Raw genomic sequence first — 16,148 nt, 5'->3', positions numbered from 1 at the left:
AAAGATTTGAAGCCCTCTAATTAGAGGGCTCCATTAGTTAAGTTAATAATTAAATTTGTCTCCATGGGCTGCGGACTACATTTGTTTGATTACGATCTGGTCCGACAGAGAAGGTTGTTAACGGAATTCCAGTAAGCTGTGTTACACGTTCCACGTAATGACGTGCATTTTCAGGTAATTCATCTAATGTTTTAACTCCAGTAATATCCTCACTCCAGCCAGGTAATTCTTCATAGACAGGTTCGCACTGAGATAAAACCTTTAAGCTTGCAGGATATTCTGTAATCAATTCATCTTTATAACGATATGCAGTACAAATCTTTAATGTCTCAAGACCCGATAGTACATCAATCGAGTTGAGGGACAGGTCGGTTAAGCCACTTACACGGCGAGCATGGCGAACTACCACACTGTCAAACCAGCCAATTCGACGAGGACGCCCAGTTGTCGTGCCGTATTCACGACCAACTTCGCGGATGCGATCGCCGATTTCATCATTTAGTTCAGTAGGGAAAGGTCCATCACCAACACGAGAAGTGTATGCCTTACACACTCCAACCACATGAGTGATTTTAGATGGTCCGACACCAGACCCAATCGTCACACCGCCGGCTACTGGGTTAGATGAGGTCACGAATGGGTATGTACCTTGGTCAATATCAAGCATGACACCCTGTGCGCCTTCAAAAAGAACCCGTTTGCCTTCATCCAAAGCATCATTCAATACAACTGATGTATCACAAACATATTGTTTAATTTGCTGACCATATTCATAATACTCTTCTAGGATTTCTTCCTTCGTAAATCCTGTAGTCTCATAAATACGTTCAAACAAACGATTTTTCTCTTGTAAATTACGATCAAGCTTTTCTTCAAATACATCGTGTTCGAGCAGGTCAGCGATTCTAATCCCCACGCGAGCTGCCTTATCCATATAGGCAGGTCCAATCCCTTTTTTAGTCGTTCCAATTTTATTAGCGCCCTTACTTTCCTCTTCCACTGCATCAAGTTTTATGTGATATGGAAGGATGACATGGGCCCGGTTACTGATACGAAGATTATCGGTTGTAACGCCCTTTTCATGTAAGTAGGCAAGTTCGGTTACAAGTGCCTTTGGATCAACAACCATACCATTTCCAATGACACAGATTTTTTCTTTATAAAATATTCCTGATGGAATTAGATGTAATTTGTATGTTTCTCCATTGAACTTAATGGTATGGCCTGCATTGTTTCCTCCCTGGTAACGGGCAATTGCCTCGGCATTTTCTGAAAGGAAATCGGTAATTTTACCCTTTCCTTCATCTCCCCATTGCGTCCCAACCACTACTACTGATGACATATAAGGCACCTCCAAATTAAATACGTTTTCTATTTTCCATACACAAGTTTACCAACTTTCATGGCTAAAAGCAAACAAAACACGAACGTTTTATATAAGTATATATTATTATGTTCGTAAAATATTAATTTAGGAATCTATTAATATCCCAACTTGTAAATCTGAATATTTTTCCATAAAATAGAATTATAGTTTCGTAAAATAATGATAAGGATGTGGAATATGATTATTACCATCGGCAAGAGCGATCGGAAATAATAATTTTAAGATCTTTAAATGTTCGAATGAGTTTATCAGACAAAGAAGTAACTAACTATTTAAATCTTAAAAAAGGATACGAAGGGGAGCAAAAGAGTGATATATGGTTAGAGGGGCTTTCCCAGGATTGGCTTATTATCCATGATTTATTACTTGAGTATAACAATTCTAAATTTAAAATTGATACCTTACTTATTTCTCAGGACACCATTTACCCTTTAGATGTGAAAAATTATGAAGGTGACCACTATGTTGAAGGTGATAAATGGTATATTAGCGCTAAAAAGACGGAAAGAATCCGTTACACCAATTGAGCCGTTGTGAAACTTTACTTCGATCCTTGCTCCGCGACCTCGGTTATCATTATCCGCTGGAATCCTACCTTATCTTCATTAACCCTGAGTTTCATTTATATCAAACCTCAATAAATCCTTCTATTGTTTTTCCAACACAGCTGAACCGCTTTTTGAAAAGGTTAAATACGAAGCCGGCAAAATTGAATAAAAGACACTTCAAATTAGCTGAGCAATTAGTAGCTCTTCATCTAATCGACCTACCGTACCCGCGCTTACCAGCATACGCTTATGGCCAATTGGAAAAAGGGACCCTTTGCCCGAAATGCTACTCCTTTTTTTCTGATCTAAAGGGAACGAAATTGGTGTGTGGCAATTGTGTGGCTGCACGGAGGGAGTAGAGTCAGCTGTTTTACGAAGTGTAACTGAATTGATGCTTCTTTTTCCTGATCAAAAAATTACCACAATGGCTATTTTGGAGTGGTGTAAGATTATTAAGTCGGAGAAAACTATTAGGAGGATTTTTGCAAGGAACTTTAAATACATAGGGCACGGTAAATCTGCAAATTATGTCTTTTCGAATGATTAGTCAGTCCTAAGTGATACCTTTTATTAAATCATGTGCACTATGTAAATGAATTTCACTCAAAGGGGCGGGAGAGTATCATGAGCTCCTTTGATTAACGTTGAGTCATTTTTTCAACCTCAAAAGGCATCACGCACTTCCTATGGTTACCGTTCCACCTCTTTTTCTACATCCACGGGCATTAGTCACTTCCACTAATTACCGCTGATCCATTATCTAAGCCTCCACGACCAATAGTCGCTATTAATCTAAACACAAAAAAGGCTAGCCAAAAAAACTTGGCTAGCCTTAATCTATGCACCCGGCGGATCATTATACCGTGTCTCGAGGTTAACGAACTTATTATATTCCTTTACAAAGGCTAACGACACTGTTCCAGTCGGGCCGTTACGCTGCTTCGCAATAATGATCTCGATAATATTCTTATTCTCTGATTCCTTATCATAGTAGTCATCACGATACAAGAACGCCACGATATCGGCATCCTGCTCAATACTTCCGGATTCACGGATATCGGACATCATCGGGCGTTTATCTTGACGCTGCTCGACACCACGGGAGAGCTGAGAAAGGGCAATAACAGGAACCTTTAATTCACGTGCTAATTGCTTTAGGGAACGTGAAATCTCAGAAACTTCCTGCTGACGGTTTTCACCAGATCGTCCGCTTCCTAAGATCAGCTGCAAATAATCAATTAAAATCATGCCTAAACCATGCTCCTGCTGGAGACGGCGGCATTTGGAACGGATATCACTGATTCGTACCCCTGGAGTATCATCGATAAAAATCCCTGAACTCGACAAGCTGCCCATCGCCATCGTCAGCTTACCCCAGTCTTCATCCGTCAGAGAACCTGTACGAAGCCTTTGCGCATCGATATTCCCCTCCGAACAAAGCATACGCATAACCAGCTGTTCGGCACCCATCTCTAGACTAAAAATCGCGACATTTTCATTCGTTTTCGTCGCCACATTGGCTGCAATATTCAAGGCAAACGCTGTTTTACCCACGGAAGGACGAGCGCCAACAATAATTAAGTCATTACGCTGGAATCCTGCTGTCATTCGGTCCAGTTCCGCAAATCCTGTTGAAATACCCGTAATGTCCCCAACACGGTTATGCATTTCCTCAATATTGTCATACGTACGCACAAGTACATCCTTGATATTATGGAAAGCACCGGCATTCTTTCGCTGGGCCACTTCCATAATACTTTTTTCCGCTTCACTTAAGAGAGCTTCCACTTCATCTTCGCGGGAATACCCATCCGAAGCAATGCTCGTTGCGGTACGAATTAATCTTCTAAGTAATGATTTTTCTTCTACTATTCTTGCATAATACTCAATATTTGCTGCTGTCGGAACAGAGGCGGCCAATTCCCCTAAATAACTAACCCCGCCTGTATCTTCAATCAGTTTGGCAGCTGAAAGCTCCTCAGTTACCGTAACTAAGTCAACTGCTTTCCCTTGGTCATTTAGACTAAGCATGACATTAAATATTTTTTGGTGGGAAGCACGATAAAAATCCTCAGGAATTAATATTTCTGAAGCTAAAATCAAAGAGGCAGGTTCTAAAAAAATCGCCCCTAAAACAGCCTGTTCGGCCTCTATATTTTGCGGCGGCATCCGGTCCGCATATAAGTCATTCATCTATCAAAAACCTCCTATCATGAAGAGGATGATTTATATTAAAATAGCAAAAGCTCAACAATTATCAAAGTTCTAAACTATCATATCCTATCCAAAAAAGAAAAAAGTGACCAGTTAAGACCGATCACATGTCGTTGATTACATTTTATATTCTATCATGTTCCACAGCGATTTCGCACTGGGAAAATTTTTATTTTACTTCTGTAACAGAAACGGTTAACGTTGCGACTACTTCATGATGAAGCTTTACTGGAACCTTTGTGTGGCCAAGCGTACGAATCGCATCCGCTAATTCCATTTTGCGTTTATCAATTTTAATACCATGTTTCTTTTGTAATTCTTCAGCAATCTGCTTTGTTGTAATCGAACCAAATAAGCGGCCGCCTTCACCAGCTTTAGCATTTAATTCCACCGTAATCTGATCCAATACCTCTTTTAATTTTTGTGCTTCCGCTAATTCTTCGGCAGCTGCTTTTTCTTCCTTCTTCTTAAGTGCATCCAGCGTACTAATATTCGCGTTATTGGCTTCCTTTGCTAAACCTTGTTTAATTAAAAAGTTATGGGCATAACCATCAGCTACATTCTTGACTTCGCCCTTTTTCCCTTTACCTTTCACGTCTTTTAAGAAAATTACTTTCATTCTTTTTTCACTCCTTCAAAATATTCATCAATTGCTAGCTTTAATTTACTTTCCGTTTCTGCGATCGATAAACCACTCAGCTGTGTGGCGGCGTTAGTCAGGTGCCCTCCGCCTTTTAAGGCTTCCATAATTATTTGGACATTGATGTTTCCGAGTGACCTTGCACTGATGCCAATGACCCCTTCACTGCGTTCGGAGATAACAAAGGAAGCAAGCACTCCGTCCATTGTTAACAATGTATCCGCTGCTTGGGCAATAATCACTTGATCATTAAAGTCATTTGCAGTTCCTTTTGCAATGGCAATCCCATCACGGTAAAAGGTAACAGACTCAATTAACTTGGAACGTTTGATATATGTATCAACATCTTCTTTTAAAAACTTTTGAACGAGGATCGTATCTGCTCCATGTGCTCTTAGATAGGAGGCCGCATCAAACGTTCTTGAGCCTGTTCGTAACGTAAAACTTTTTGTATCGACGATGATTCCTGCTAACAGGGCGGTCGCTTCAATCATTTCAATTTTACCCCGTTTTGGCTGATATTCAAGAAACTCAGTCACAAGCTCTGATGTCGATGAGGCATAAGGTTCCATGTATACAAGTAACGGATTTTGGATAAAATCCTCACCGCGGCGATGATGGTCAATCACAACGACATTGTCAATTTTATTAAGAAGCCGTTCTTCCATGACCATGGAAGGTTTATGGGTATCGACGACGACGAGCAGGGTTTTATCAGATGCGATTTCAAGCGCCTCTTCTGGACCAATAAAATGTGAAAATAATTGCTCTTGATTGCGGATTTCCGACATGAGCCGTTTGACGGCATTGTCTATTTCCTGCATGTTAACAACGATATAAGCATCCTTCTGATTCATTTGGGCTACTTTATAAATGCCAATGCTAGCGCCAATCGAATCCATATCCGGATGTTTATGGCCCATAATGATGACTTTATCACTTGCCATAATTAAATCCCTTAAGGCATGCGAAATGACCCGTGCCCTAACCCTGGTTCTCTTTTCGATTGGATTCGTTTTACCGCCATAGAACTTCACCTTGCCACTTGCCAGTTTAATGGCCACTTGATCGCCGCCTCTGCCTAAGGCTAAGTCCAAGCTGGATTGGGCTAAAACCCCCAATTCTGGCAGGGAAGAAACGCCTGTTCCGACGCCAATACTTAAGGTAAATGAGACGTTTTGTTTGGAAGTCATCTCTCTTACTTCATCAAGAATCGTAAATTTACCTTTTTCCAACTTCTGAAGAATTCCTTCACTAAACACAGCCATAAATCGTTCAGATGAAATTCTTTTTAAAAAGATCCCATTATCCTGCGCCCATTTATTCAGGATTGACGTCACCAAATTATTAATGCTGCCACGCATCTGGTCATCCATTCCTTGGGTAAGATCATCATAATTGTCTAAAAAGATGATTGAAATGACAGTTCGGTCATTTTGATACATTTTCTCGATTTCCTTTTGTTCAGTCACATCGAAAAAGTATAAAAGCCGTTCTTCCCGTCTATGAATCACACGGAATTTTCGTTCATGGAGCGTAATGATTTCTGTCTCTACTTCTTGTTTAATTAACGGAATCAGCGTATCTGCGACATCATAAAGTGATCTTCCGACCAAGGTATCCTCATCGAAACAAGAGGCTAGAAATGGATTTGTCCATTCGATATAATACTCATCATTAATAAGCATAATCCCGATTGGCATTTCCATCAATGCTTCTTCGCCCACCCTTTTAACCCGGTAAGAAAGGGTCGCGATATACTCTTCCATTTCTTTTCTTTGGCGACGGTCAACAACAAACATATAGTAGAGCGGGAAGAGCATGATAAACAGCCCGGCTGCACTAATGGTCCAATTATAGAAGGACAGGGCAATGATCAATACCACTGTAACGCCTATTAACCCATAAAAAGGGTAACGAATCGACCGCTTTTCTAAAAATGCAGGCAATATTTTCAGCTCCTAGTCGTGAATCTTACTCTTTCATTTCAAATCGCTTTCGAAAATCAAAGCCTAAATCAGTAATGCCTAATAACATTATTATATAACGGACTATTGGAATCATGAAAGTAAGAATTACAACTAATACAGCAAGTCCCTTTGCAACCGACTTTTGGTGGAAAATAAAAAATAAAAGAGCCAGACCCTGAAGCATGATAAATGTCTCTAATATGTACCTGGCGTTAATTAAAACAGAATATAAGTAAGTTCCCTCTTGCGGATGAAAGAGCAGCATCATCCCTAAGGCAATTAAATAATACCATAAAAGGCTTTTAGGCAGGACAAGATTGCGAAAACTGCCCCATGGCTGTACGTTCACCCCAAACCTCTTCGCAATTGGAAAGCAAATCCATTGAGTAATAAAAGAGGAAAGGATGGAAGCGAAAATCAGAGCACTTGGTGCAAGCGTTACGATTTGCTTAAGCATTAAGGCATTTTGCTCTTTTAAGAGTTCAACTTGGTCTTCTCTTCCCATTGCTTTAAGCATTACCTCAGAGCTTTTAACTGATTCATTTAACGCTACAGTAAGTTCATGGATAATATCGATTTTCATAAAAGCAACCATGACAACATATGAAATCACTAGCCCAGCCATAAATGTAAGGGAACTAGCTATTAATATGAACGTCCGGCTCTTGCCTTTTTGGAGCAGATAGCCAATAACGGTACCTACCGAACCATAAATCAACATTAAGCCAACACCCATTAAAGAGCCTGCAATAAATGCAATAAATATGGCTGCTACTAAAAAGGCGGCAATCAGTTTCAGATTATTTTTAACAGAAAACATGATAAATGGCAGCGGCAGTACCAGGTTTAGGATTGATCCAACGACAGGAACATAAATCGTTATTAATAATAGTGCAGCAAAGGCCGCCAAAAGAACAGCACCCTCTGTAAGCTTGCGTACATCTTTCACTACTTCACCCCTAATTTTACAACGCTATTCTTTATTTTAGCGATATAAGGTGTTCTATTCAACTCTAGAGTATAACAAAAAGGCAGCAGGGATAACCCTAACTGCCTTTTTACTTATCTATTTTTATTCACCTGCAACAAATGGAAGTAATGCCATTTGACGTGAACGTTTGATTGCAACTGTTAATTTACGTTGGTATTTAGCGCTAGTACCAGTTACACGACGTGGTAAAATCTTTCCACGCTCAGAGATAAATTTCTTAAGTAAATCCACATCTTTATAATCGATGCGAGAAATACCGTTTGCTGTGAAATAACATACTTTACGGCGTTTTGCGCGACCGCCTTTACGTCCTCCTGCCATGAAAATTCCCTCCTTTATCATTTTAGTTTATCGTTCATTTAAGGTTGTTTAGAATGGAAGGTCGTCATCGGAAATATCAATTTGACCATTACCTGCAAACGGATCCTCGTCCATTCTTTGGAAACCATTATTCGTGTTTTGGTTTTGACGTTGTTGATTCTGATTGCCGCCGCCATAAGGATTCCCTTGAGGTTCCCTTGGTGGAGCACCGAATTGATTGTTGTCGTTTCTACCATTTCCGCCTGAAGAACCCCTAGGCTCAAGAAATTGAACATTATCTGCCACAATCTCAGTAAAATACTGACGTTTTCCATCCTGCTCGTAAGTACGAACTTGAATTCGACCATCAACACCTGCTAAGCTGCCCTTTTTCAAGAAGTTGGCAACATTTTCAGCAGCCTTTCGCCAAACTACACAGTTAAGAAAGTCTGCTTCACGTTCCCCTTGGGGATTTGAAAATTGACGATTTACTGCAAGAGTAAATGTAGCAACCGCAATGCCATTTGGTGTATATTTCAGTTCAGGGTCTTTGGTTAAACGGCCAACAAGAACAACACGATTTATCATCAGAATCAACTCCTTTTTTTTCAGAAAATGTTTCACATGAAACATTTTCAAATCTATTATTAAGCTTCTTCTCTAATTACTAGATGGCGAATGATATCTTCGCTGATTTTTGCAAGACGAGAAAATTCTTGTACTGCAGCAGCTGAAGATGTTGTTTTAGTGATTTCGTAGTATCCGTCGCGGAAATCGTTGATTTCATATGCTAAACGACGCTTACCCCAATCCTTTGTTTCAGCAGTTTCCGCACCGTTATCAAGAAGAATTGTATTAAAACGCTCTACAAGAGCCTTTTTAGCTTCATCTTCAATATTTGGGCGGATGATGTACATGATTTCGTACTTATTCATCACAGTCACCTCCTTTTGGTCTAAACGGCCCATTTGGGCAAGGAGCAATTATTCATTACTCACAAGTTGAAATTATAGCATAGTTATTTAACAAAAGCAATCTCATTCACAGGATTGAGATTTTTCCAATTAAAAAAGCTCTGCAAATCCTGCAGAGCTTGGAATATTATACGTTGAAACGGAAATGGATGACGTCGCCGTCTTTTACTTCATATTCTTTACCTTCTAAACGGACCTTGCCCGCTTCTTTTGCTGCCGTATGACTGCCAGCTGCTAATAAATCTTCATAAGAAACGGTTTCGGCGCGAATAAAGCCGCGTTCAAAATCAGAGTGAATAACTCCTGCACATTGCGGTGCCTTCATTCCTTTTCTGAAGGTCCAGGCCCGAACTTCTTGAACACCTGCTGTGAAATAAGTCGCTAAGCCGAGCAAGTGATAGGCCGCACGGATTAATTGGTCAAGACCGGATTCTTCAATTCCTAACTCCGATAGGAACATTTGCTTTTCTTCGCCTTCAAGTTCAGCAATTTCCTCTTCAATCTTCGCACAAATCACGATCACTTCTGCATTATCTGCAGCAGCAAATTCGCGGACCTTTTGAACATATTCATTGTCAGAAGGATCGGCAATATCATCTTCACTCACGTTGGCCACATAAAGAACAGGCTTGATTGTTAACAGATGAAGTCCTTTAACAAGTTTCATTTGTTCTTCCGTAAAATCTACGGTACGAGCTGGTTTCTCTGCTTCAAACGCATCGCGAAGCATGGAGAGGACCTCGAATTCAGCCGCTGCTTCCTTATCTTTTTGCTTAGCCAATTTTTCAACACGGTTAATCCGCTTTTCAACCGATTCCATGTCAGCAAGAATTAACTCCAAGTTAATGACTTCAATATCATCGATAGGATCAACTTTACCAGATACATGGGTAATGTTATCGTCTGCAAAACAGCGGACTACTTGGCAAATCGCATCCACTTGGCGAATATGTGAGAGGAACTTATTTCCGAGTCCTTCACCTTTACTTGCGCCTTTAACAATCCCGGCAATATCGGTAAATTCAAAAGCGGTGGGAACCGTCTTTTTTGGTTGAACAAGTTCAGTTAATTTTTGCAGACGGGCGTCAGGTACTTCAACGATTCCGACGTTCGGGTCAATCGTGCAGAAAGGGTAATTGGCCGATTCTGCCCCTGCCTGGGTAATTGCGTTAAATAAAGTAGACTTACCAACGTTCGGCAAACCTACGATACCAGCTGTTAATGCCATTTATTTCACTCCTCAAAAAAATAAGATCTATTTTAAATAAAATTAGTTCTGATAATAAAAAGACAAGTCTTTCACAATTATAGGCATTTCAATGTAAAAAGACAAGAATGATTAATGGTAACGACAATCAAAGAAAGGAGGTACGAAGATTTGGTTTTATGCCAATAAATGCTAAATAAAGATAAAAAGAGATCGAAATTTCAAACTAATTCCCCCTCTTTCTACAAATTCCCCTATATTATTTAGTAAATATGGTAAATTTTAATACAAACTTTACTTGATAGTTTTACTAGAATAATAGATTAATAGATATATGGAGGAGGAGTAATGAAAAAAACAAACACACAACAAGTACCTAAAAAGTCAGATGGACCCTGGATTTCAGGAAGTATTGTAAAAAAAGCCTTACTTCCGAGTTTTTGTTTTGCAGTGCTGTCTACCGTTGCTTTTGAGGAAACAATTTTTGCAGAAAAAACAAGTTCTACACAAATCAGTGGTAATAGTGTTCAGACTACCAAGTATGTAAATATAACCAGCGGGACATTAAATTTGAGAAAAAGTACTTCGACTAGTTCAGCTATCGTCACAACTCTATCAAAAGGGATGACAGTAAAGGTCTCTTCTGAAACAAAGGGATGGGCCAAGGTAGGCGTGAACGGTAAAACTGGATATGTCAGCTCGGGCTTTCTATCATCCAAAAGCCCGACCAATTTTACTCCAGCATCAACGACAACCGCCAAAACTAAATACGTAAATGTAAAAAGTGGCACATTAAATATGCGTAATGGTACTTCAACAAGTGCATCGCTTATTGTGAAACTTGCAAAAGGGACGGCGGTAATGGTTTATTCTGAAGCGGGTGGCTGGGCGAAAATTAAAGTTTATGGAAAAACTGGCTTTGTAAGTTCTGCTTTTCTATCTGGTACGAGTCCAAGCAAAAATCCTAGTACGGGTACATCAGCTTCTACCCCTGTGAAAACCACAAAAAAGGTTGTAAATGTTGGTGCTAGTTCTACCTTGAACCTAAGGAAAGGTCCATCAACCAGTTCAACAGTTCTTGAAAAATTAAAAAATGGAACTGAAGTAGAGGTCTATTCCGAGGCAAATGGCTGGGCTAAAGTAAAATTCAATGGGAAAGAGGGGTATGTAAGTTCTGGATATCTTTCTACTACGAAAGTAAATACTACCCCTGTGAACGAAATACCGGATAAACAAACGACCATAAACAAATATGTAAATATCAACCTAGGCTCCACTCTAAATATGCGCAAAAGTGCCTCATTGAATGCATCCATTTTGATTAAATTAGCTCGTGGGGTGAAAGTCATCGTTCATTCTGAAGCAAAGGGCTGGGCTAAAATAGAAGCATATGGGCAAACGGGCTATGTCCAAGCTCACTATTTATCTGAAACAACTCCCCCTGCCGGATCGGTTGCTGCGAACAATAATAATTCGGAACCGAGTAAAGAAACTACGAAGACAAAATATGTGGATGTTATTTATGGTTCCAGCTTAAATATGCGTTCTAGCGCTGCTGGGAGCGCCTCTATCGTAACAAAGTTATCAAGAGGAACACTTGTCACGATTCTTTCCGAAGGAAATGGTTGGGCTAAAGTAGCGGCCAATGGGAAAACGGGATATATCAGCACGCAATACTTGTCAACAACTCCGCCCTTTAATCCCAATACCACTAGTGGAACCATTGATAAGGTTATTGAAAGCTATGACATTCCCTTATCTGATTTGGTACAAAAGCAGATGGCAGTTAATCCACAAACAGACAAGTCATATGATACGTACATCAGAGCTGATGGCTTAACATTAACTAGTGAAACAAGCGGGACGGTCAATGGATCGAGTTGGAATGTAAGAGGTGGGGCTGGTCCTGGCTATTGGGTAGTCGGCCAAGTGAAGAAACAGGATACTCTACAAATTCTTGGTAAACTAAAGGGGACAGATGGGGATAACTGGTACCAAGTAAAATTTAATAAAACCTGGGTAAATGCGAGTCCGGAAGATATTACCTATTATGTAGATCCAAATAATTTCCAAAAGGATACGGTCGATTCCTTGCAATTTCTTAAACTGTCAGTGACAGCCAATATAAGTGCTAAAGAGGTTAATGAAAGAATTCTGTCTGGAAAAGGTAGTTTGCAAGGATTAGCATCCACCTTTATCAAGGCTGGAAATACATATGGAATAAATGAACTTTACTTAATATCCCATGCTTTATTAGAAACAAATAATGGTAAATCACAACTGGCTCAAGGCGTCCAAATTAATGGGAAAACTGTTTATAATATGTTCGGAATTGGTGCTTATGATCAAACTACGGTCACCAGTGGGGCCCAATTTGCTTATAATGCTGGTTGGTTTACTCCTGAGAAGGCTATTCTCGGCGGTGCACAATTTATTGCCAACGGATATATTAACGCAGGGCAGGATACCCTCTATAAAATGCGATGGAATCCAGGTTCAACAGTAACAAGCGGTCGTGCAACACATCAATATGCGTCAGATATCGGCTGGGCTGCCAAGCAAGTCCACCAAATTTACAATTTATATAGTTTAATAGATTCTTATAAACTAGTACTAGAGATCCCGAAATATAATTAATTCTAGTTATGAGAAAGGGGGCCGCTCGGCAGCTCCCTATTCTATTATAAATTAATGGACCTTTTCAATATTCACGAGACAATCATATAAGGTGCTCCCAAGACCATTATCAGATGCCTCGCTCGAGGTCAGGTGATTAACAGACCCGCCAAACTGCTTCCAAATTCCTTCATCGATATTAATGGTGTTCGGATGGGCAGCCGCTGCTATCGAAATATAGCCCTTTACTTCGCCGCGGTCATTCCAGACCCTTACAAAATCATCCTTTTGCAAACCGAGAACATCAGCAATATTTTTGGCAACCTCCACCTTCACTTTTGGTGTCACTGCATAAAGGTGATAGTTCTGCGAGTGATTAGAGCGCATCGGATGAATCGTCAGCAGAATATATGGATATTTTTCAGCAAGCTTCGGATTTTCCCATTTAGACTCTGCGGGTACAGCTAAGGTTAACCGTCCATCGCTGCCGCTACGTTGACCTAACTGTGCCGTGAATTCAAACTTACCGGATGGTGTTTTAAACTTTCGGTCCTGCCATGGGATGGCGAGTACCGGCAATTCTAATGTATGCTTATCCATTAAAGTTTCTAGAGATGCACCCTTTTCTTCCAATGCTTGAAAGGCCATCTTTAGGAATTGCTCTCTTGAAAAATCAAAATCCGCCCCAAAACCGAGTCTGTTTGCTAATTCTGTCCAGATCCATAAATCCGGTTTGGCTTCACCCGGTGCTTCTACAAGCTTAGGACCATAATTCACATAATGATGATACATCGAAGAATAATAAATATCCTCTTCCTCAAAGGCTGTTGTGGTCGGCAACACATAATCGGCATACTGCGCTGTGTCCGTCATATATTGATCAATCACCACCAGCGTCGCTACGGAAGAGAAGGCTTTTTCAACCACTTGGGTGTCAGGCACCTGGGTTAAGGGATTCCCACACGTCACAACAATCATCTGAATTTCTGGGTCTATTGCCTTTAACACTTCTTCTGCCTGTTTCATAATTGAAAATTGGCGCTGCTTTTGTTTGTGAGTTGGCAGGGTCAACTCCTCAAACACGAAGCTTTGCCCAACTTGAAGGTTGGCATAGTTGGCGCCGCCGCCCGCAATGCCAATATTCCCGCTGCATGCAACAAGGGCATCAATGAAGCGAATCGTATTGCCGCCATTTTTATAGCGTTGTAAGCCAAGCCCCATAAAGGTAGAAGTTGGTTTGTCCCCATAAACATGAGCTAATTTAGTGATCACTTCACAAGGGACTTCCGTCATTTCACTAATTTTTTCGATTGAGATGCTGTTAAGGAGCTGTTCCACCTCATCAAAGCCCGCGGTAAATTGCTCAATAAAACTGCGGTCTTCTACTCCTAAGCGGAGCATTTCCTTGATAATTCCCGCCGCTAATAGTCCGTCCATCCCAGGTTTGATCGATATATAGTCATCGGCAATTTTCGCCGTTGCATTAAAAATAGGGTCAATAACCACTAGTTTCGCGCCAAGCCTTTTCGCTTCTAAAAGTTTTTCGTAAAAGTGCATATTTGTGCGGGCGACATTTCGTCCCCAGACAATAATATTTTTGCTGTTGTAAAGATCATCTGGTTCGTGGCTGTAAGCATCGCCAAAGTCCCACTTTTGTGCTTCAATTCCTGCTCCCCAGCAGAGCGAGCCGTAAAGCTCGGTCACACCGCCATAGCAATTAAAGAAACGCTGGTCGAGGTTTTTCAATAAGCCATTATTCGCATAGTCATGGCTGTGTAAAACAGCGGTAGAACCGTACTGTTCTTTTATTTGTTTTAATTTATCAGCAATCTCATTAAGTGCCTGTTCCCAGGAAATTTGCTCAAATTGACCGTTTATCTTTTTTAATGGATGCAACAACCGTTGCGAGGAGTTTGTCCTTGTTTCGAGCATCCGTCCCCGTCCGCAAATTTTCCCTTGTGTGATCGGATGGGAGGGATCTCCTTCTACTTTAATGACCCGGCCATTTTCGACTGTTACATTAAAACCGCAGCTATCCCAGCAATTTAACGGACATGCTGCCTTACGTATTTGTGCCAATTTCCCCATCCCCTATGTGAAAAATTCTATTTCTACTTTTCTAATAAGAATAATATAGTTTTCCATTAAAAAAAAGCATGAACTACTCCTCATGCTTCACCAAAATTTTCTTCATTTTCCTTGAAAATTCTCTCCTTGGTATGAGAACGCTGTGACCGCAGCCCTCACATTTGATCCGAACATCCATCCCCATGCGGATCACCTTCCAACGATTTGTTCCACAGGGATGCTGTTTCTTCATCTCGACAACATCATTTAAGGCAAATTCTTTTTCTTCCATTGCAAAATCTCCCCTTATTTTGGTTGTTCAGATCCATACATGACCACTCTTGGAGTTGGTGCTTTAATGCCATTCTCGTCTAATTGAAGCTTGATATCCCTTCGAATATTTCGAGAAACAGCCGCTTGCTTCATAGGCTGTGTTTCTGCGACAACCCGTAAAACAACCTCGGTTGCACCCATTGTTTGAATCCCTAATAGCTCAGGGGCTTTAACTAACTCTTCATATTGGGCAGGCATAAACTGAATGGTTTCCTCAATTACCTTTTCCGCCTTCGCTATGTCCTCACCATAGGCGATGGCAATATCAACAACAGCGATACTATTATTTATTGAGAAATTGGTTACTTCGATGATACTGCCATTTGGTAAAATATGCAGTTCCCCGGTCCAGCTTTTTATTTTTGTGGTTCTTAACCCTATAGTTTCGACATTACCTTCATATTGTCCTATGCGAACATGATCACCGACTGAAAATTGATCCTCAAAAATAATAAAAAAGCCAGAAATAATATCCTTCACTAAACTTTGTGCACCAAAACCAACGGCTAAACCAACAACCCCCGCTCCGGCAATCAGTGCTTTTACATCAATTCCTAACACAGAAAGGATCATCATAAAAGCGATAAAATAAACCACATAAGAAAGGACATTATCAAGCAGCCTTGAGAGCGTTTCTTCACGCCGATCTGATGTATTGAGCGGAGAGAGGTTTCTAATTTTAAAGATATTATGGATCATCAATTTTCCAATTCGAATCAAGATATTGGTAATGACCAAAATCGCAAGGATTTTTAGAAAGGCTTCACCCATATTCAACCATGTATCTTCATTTTGAAATTTATCGATTAATTTTTGCATTCCCTTTTGTGTGAGACTCATTCAGACACCATCCTCTAATAACTTCATAATCCACATCTATTTTAGCAATTATTCTGCGCAG

The 16,148-nt window shown here is 40.4% G+C and carries 14 protein-coding genes; 2 read left to right on the top strand and 12 right to left on the bottom strand.

The annotated features are described in order from the left end of the window. Positions 1-49: 49 nt before the first annotated feature. Complete coding sequence (locus COE25_RS23470) at positions 50-1,342, bottom strand: adenylosuccinate synthase (protein ID WP_098934351.1); 1,293 nt, start codon at positions 1,340-1,342, stop codon at positions 50-52. Between the two features lie 215 nt (positions 1,343-1,557). Here COE25_RS23470 and COE25_RS31820 point away from each other — a divergent pair, with 215 nt between their 5' ends. Beyond that, complete coding sequence (locus COE25_RS31820) at positions 1,558-1,914, top strand: nuclease-related domain-containing protein (RefSeq protein ID WP_257208937.1); 357 nt, start codon at positions 1,558-1,560, stop codon at positions 1,912-1,914. 858 nt (positions 1,915-2,772) lie between these two features. Here COE25_RS31820 and dnaB read toward each other — a convergent pair. From dnaB to ychF, 8 genes are all read right to left on the bottom strand, one after another. After that, on the bottom strand, positions 2,773-4,128 hold the full coding sequence (gene dnaB / locus COE25_RS23460; RefSeq protein ID WP_088084864.1) for a replicative DNA helicase: 1,356 nt from the start codon (positions 4,126-4,128) through the stop codon (positions 2,773-2,775). Positions 4,129-4,318: 190 nt separating this feature from the next. After that, positions 4,319-4,768 carry a 50S ribosomal protein L9 gene (rplI, locus tag COE25_RS23455; protein ID WP_088084865.1) on the bottom strand — a complete coding sequence of 150 codons (450 nt, stop codon included), beginning with the start codon at positions 4,766-4,768 and terminating at the stop codon, positions 4,319-4,321. Next, positions 4,765-6,738 (bottom strand): DHH family phosphoesterase, encoded by a 1,974-nt coding sequence (locus tag COE25_RS23450; RefSeq protein ID WP_098934350.1) that lies wholly within the window; start codon positions 6,736-6,738, stop codon positions 4,765-4,767. Before COE25_RS23450 ends, rplI begins: the two co-directional genes overlap by 4 nt. A 25-nt stretch (positions 6,739-6,763) precedes the next feature. Then, positions 6,764-7,708, bottom strand: coding sequence for a YybS family protein (locus tag COE25_RS23445; protein WP_088084867.1), 945 nt, complete (start codon positions 7,706-7,708; stop codon positions 6,764-6,766). Positions 7,709-7,831: 123 nt separating this feature from the next. After that, positions 7,832-8,071, bottom strand: a complete 240-nt coding sequence (rpsR, locus tag COE25_RS23440; RefSeq protein WP_088084868.1) for a 30S ribosomal protein S18 — start codon at positions 8,069-8,071, stop codon at positions 7,832-7,834. Positions 8,072-8,119: 48 nt separating this feature from the next. Next, the gene (ssb, locus tag COE25_RS23435; protein WP_088084869.1) at positions 8,120-8,638 is read right to left on the bottom strand and encodes a single-stranded DNA-binding protein; all 519 of its coding nucleotides are present in this window, start codon (positions 8,636-8,638) and stop codon (positions 8,120-8,122) included. A gap of 59 nt (positions 8,639-8,697) precedes the next feature. Then, a complete protein-coding gene (rpsF, locus tag COE25_RS23430; protein WP_088084870.1) occupies positions 8,698-8,985 on the bottom strand; it encodes a 30S ribosomal protein S6 in 288 nt (95 codons plus the stop codon). Positions 8,986-9,151: 166 nt separating this feature from the next. After that, on the bottom strand, positions 9,152-10,252 hold the full coding sequence (gene ychF, locus COE25_RS23425) for a redox-regulated ATPase YchF (protein WP_088084871.1): 1,101 nt from the start codon (positions 10,250-10,252) through the stop codon (positions 9,152-9,154). A 327-nt stretch (positions 10,253-10,579) separates the two neighbouring features. Between ychF and COE25_RS23420 the strand changes: the two genes are divergently transcribed. Continuing rightward, complete coding sequence (locus COE25_RS23420) at positions 10,580-12,868, top strand: SH3 domain-containing protein (RefSeq protein ID WP_098934349.1); 2,289 nt, start codon at positions 10,580-10,582, stop codon at positions 12,866-12,868. 51 nt (positions 12,869-12,919) lie between these two features. Here the strand turns inward: COE25_RS23420 and COE25_RS23415 are convergent, their stop codons facing one another. From COE25_RS23415 to COE25_RS23405, 3 genes are all read right to left on the bottom strand, one after another. Continuing rightward, a complete protein-coding gene (locus COE25_RS23415; protein WP_098934348.1) occupies positions 12,920-14,926 on the bottom strand; it encodes a molybdopterin-dependent oxidoreductase in 2,007 nt (668 codons plus the stop codon). Positions 14,927-15,008: 82 nt separating this feature from the next. Continuing rightward, on the bottom strand, positions 15,009-15,206 hold the full coding sequence (locus tag COE25_RS23410) for a DUF951 domain-containing protein (protein ID WP_026568062.1): 198 nt from the start codon (positions 15,204-15,206) through the stop codon (positions 15,009-15,011). A gap of 14 nt (positions 15,207-15,220) precedes the next feature. Continuing rightward, positions 15,221-16,087: a mechanosensitive ion channel family protein gene (locus COE25_RS23405; protein ID WP_098934347.1), complete on the bottom strand. Its 867-nt coding sequence runs from the start codon at positions 16,085-16,087 to the stop codon at positions 15,221-15,223. Between the last annotated feature and the right edge of the window lie 61 nt (positions 16,088-16,148).

Origin of the sequence: Bacillus sp. AFS031507, from assembly GCF_002584635.1 — a bacterium.
Lineage (GTDB): Bacteria > Bacillota > Bacilli > Bacillales > Cytobacillaceae > Neobacillus.
The sequence above is the reverse complement of the archived record's forward strand: the minus strand, read 5'-3'. Positions and strand labels throughout refer to the sequence as shown.

Excerpts from the sequence above, each read along its gene's own strand:
- COE25_RS23470 (WP_098934351.1), bottom strand. The coding sequence starts at position 1,342 with ATGTCATCAGTAGTAGTGGTTGGGACGCAATGGGGAGATGAAGGAAAG.
- dnaB (WP_088084864.1), bottom strand. The coding sequence starts at position 4,128 with ATGAATGACTTATATGCGGACCGGATGCCGCCGCAAAATATAGAGGCC.
- rplI (WP_088084865.1), bottom strand. The coding sequence starts at position 4,768 with ATGAAAGTAATTTTCTTAAAAGACGTGAAAGGTAAAGGGAAAAAGGGC.
- rpsR (WP_088084868.1), bottom strand. The coding sequence starts at position 8,071 with ATGGCAGGAGGACGTAAAGGCGGTCGCGCAAAACGCCGTAAAGTATGT.
- ssb (WP_088084869.1), bottom strand. The coding sequence starts at position 8,638 with ATGATAAATCGTGTTGTTCTTGTTGGCCGTTTAACCAAAGACCCTGAA.
- rpsF (WP_088084870.1), bottom strand. The coding sequence starts at position 8,985 with ATGAATAAGTACGAAATCATGTACATCATCCGCCCAAATATTGAAGAT.
- ychF (WP_088084871.1), bottom strand. The coding sequence starts at position 10,252 with ATGGCATTAACAGCTGGTATCGTAGGTTTGCCGAACGTTGGTAAGTCT.
- COE25_RS23420 (WP_098934349.1), top strand. The coding sequence starts at position 10,580 with ATGAAAAAAACAAACACACAACAAGTACCTAAAAAGTCAGATGGACCC.
- COE25_RS23410 (WP_026568062.1), bottom strand. The coding sequence starts at position 15,206 with ATGGAAGAAAAAGAATTTGCCTTAAATGATGTTGTCGAGATGAAGAAA.
- COE25_RS23405 (WP_098934347.1), bottom strand. The coding sequence starts at position 16,087 with ATGAGTCTCACACAAAAGGGAATGCAAAAATTAATCGATAAATTTCAA.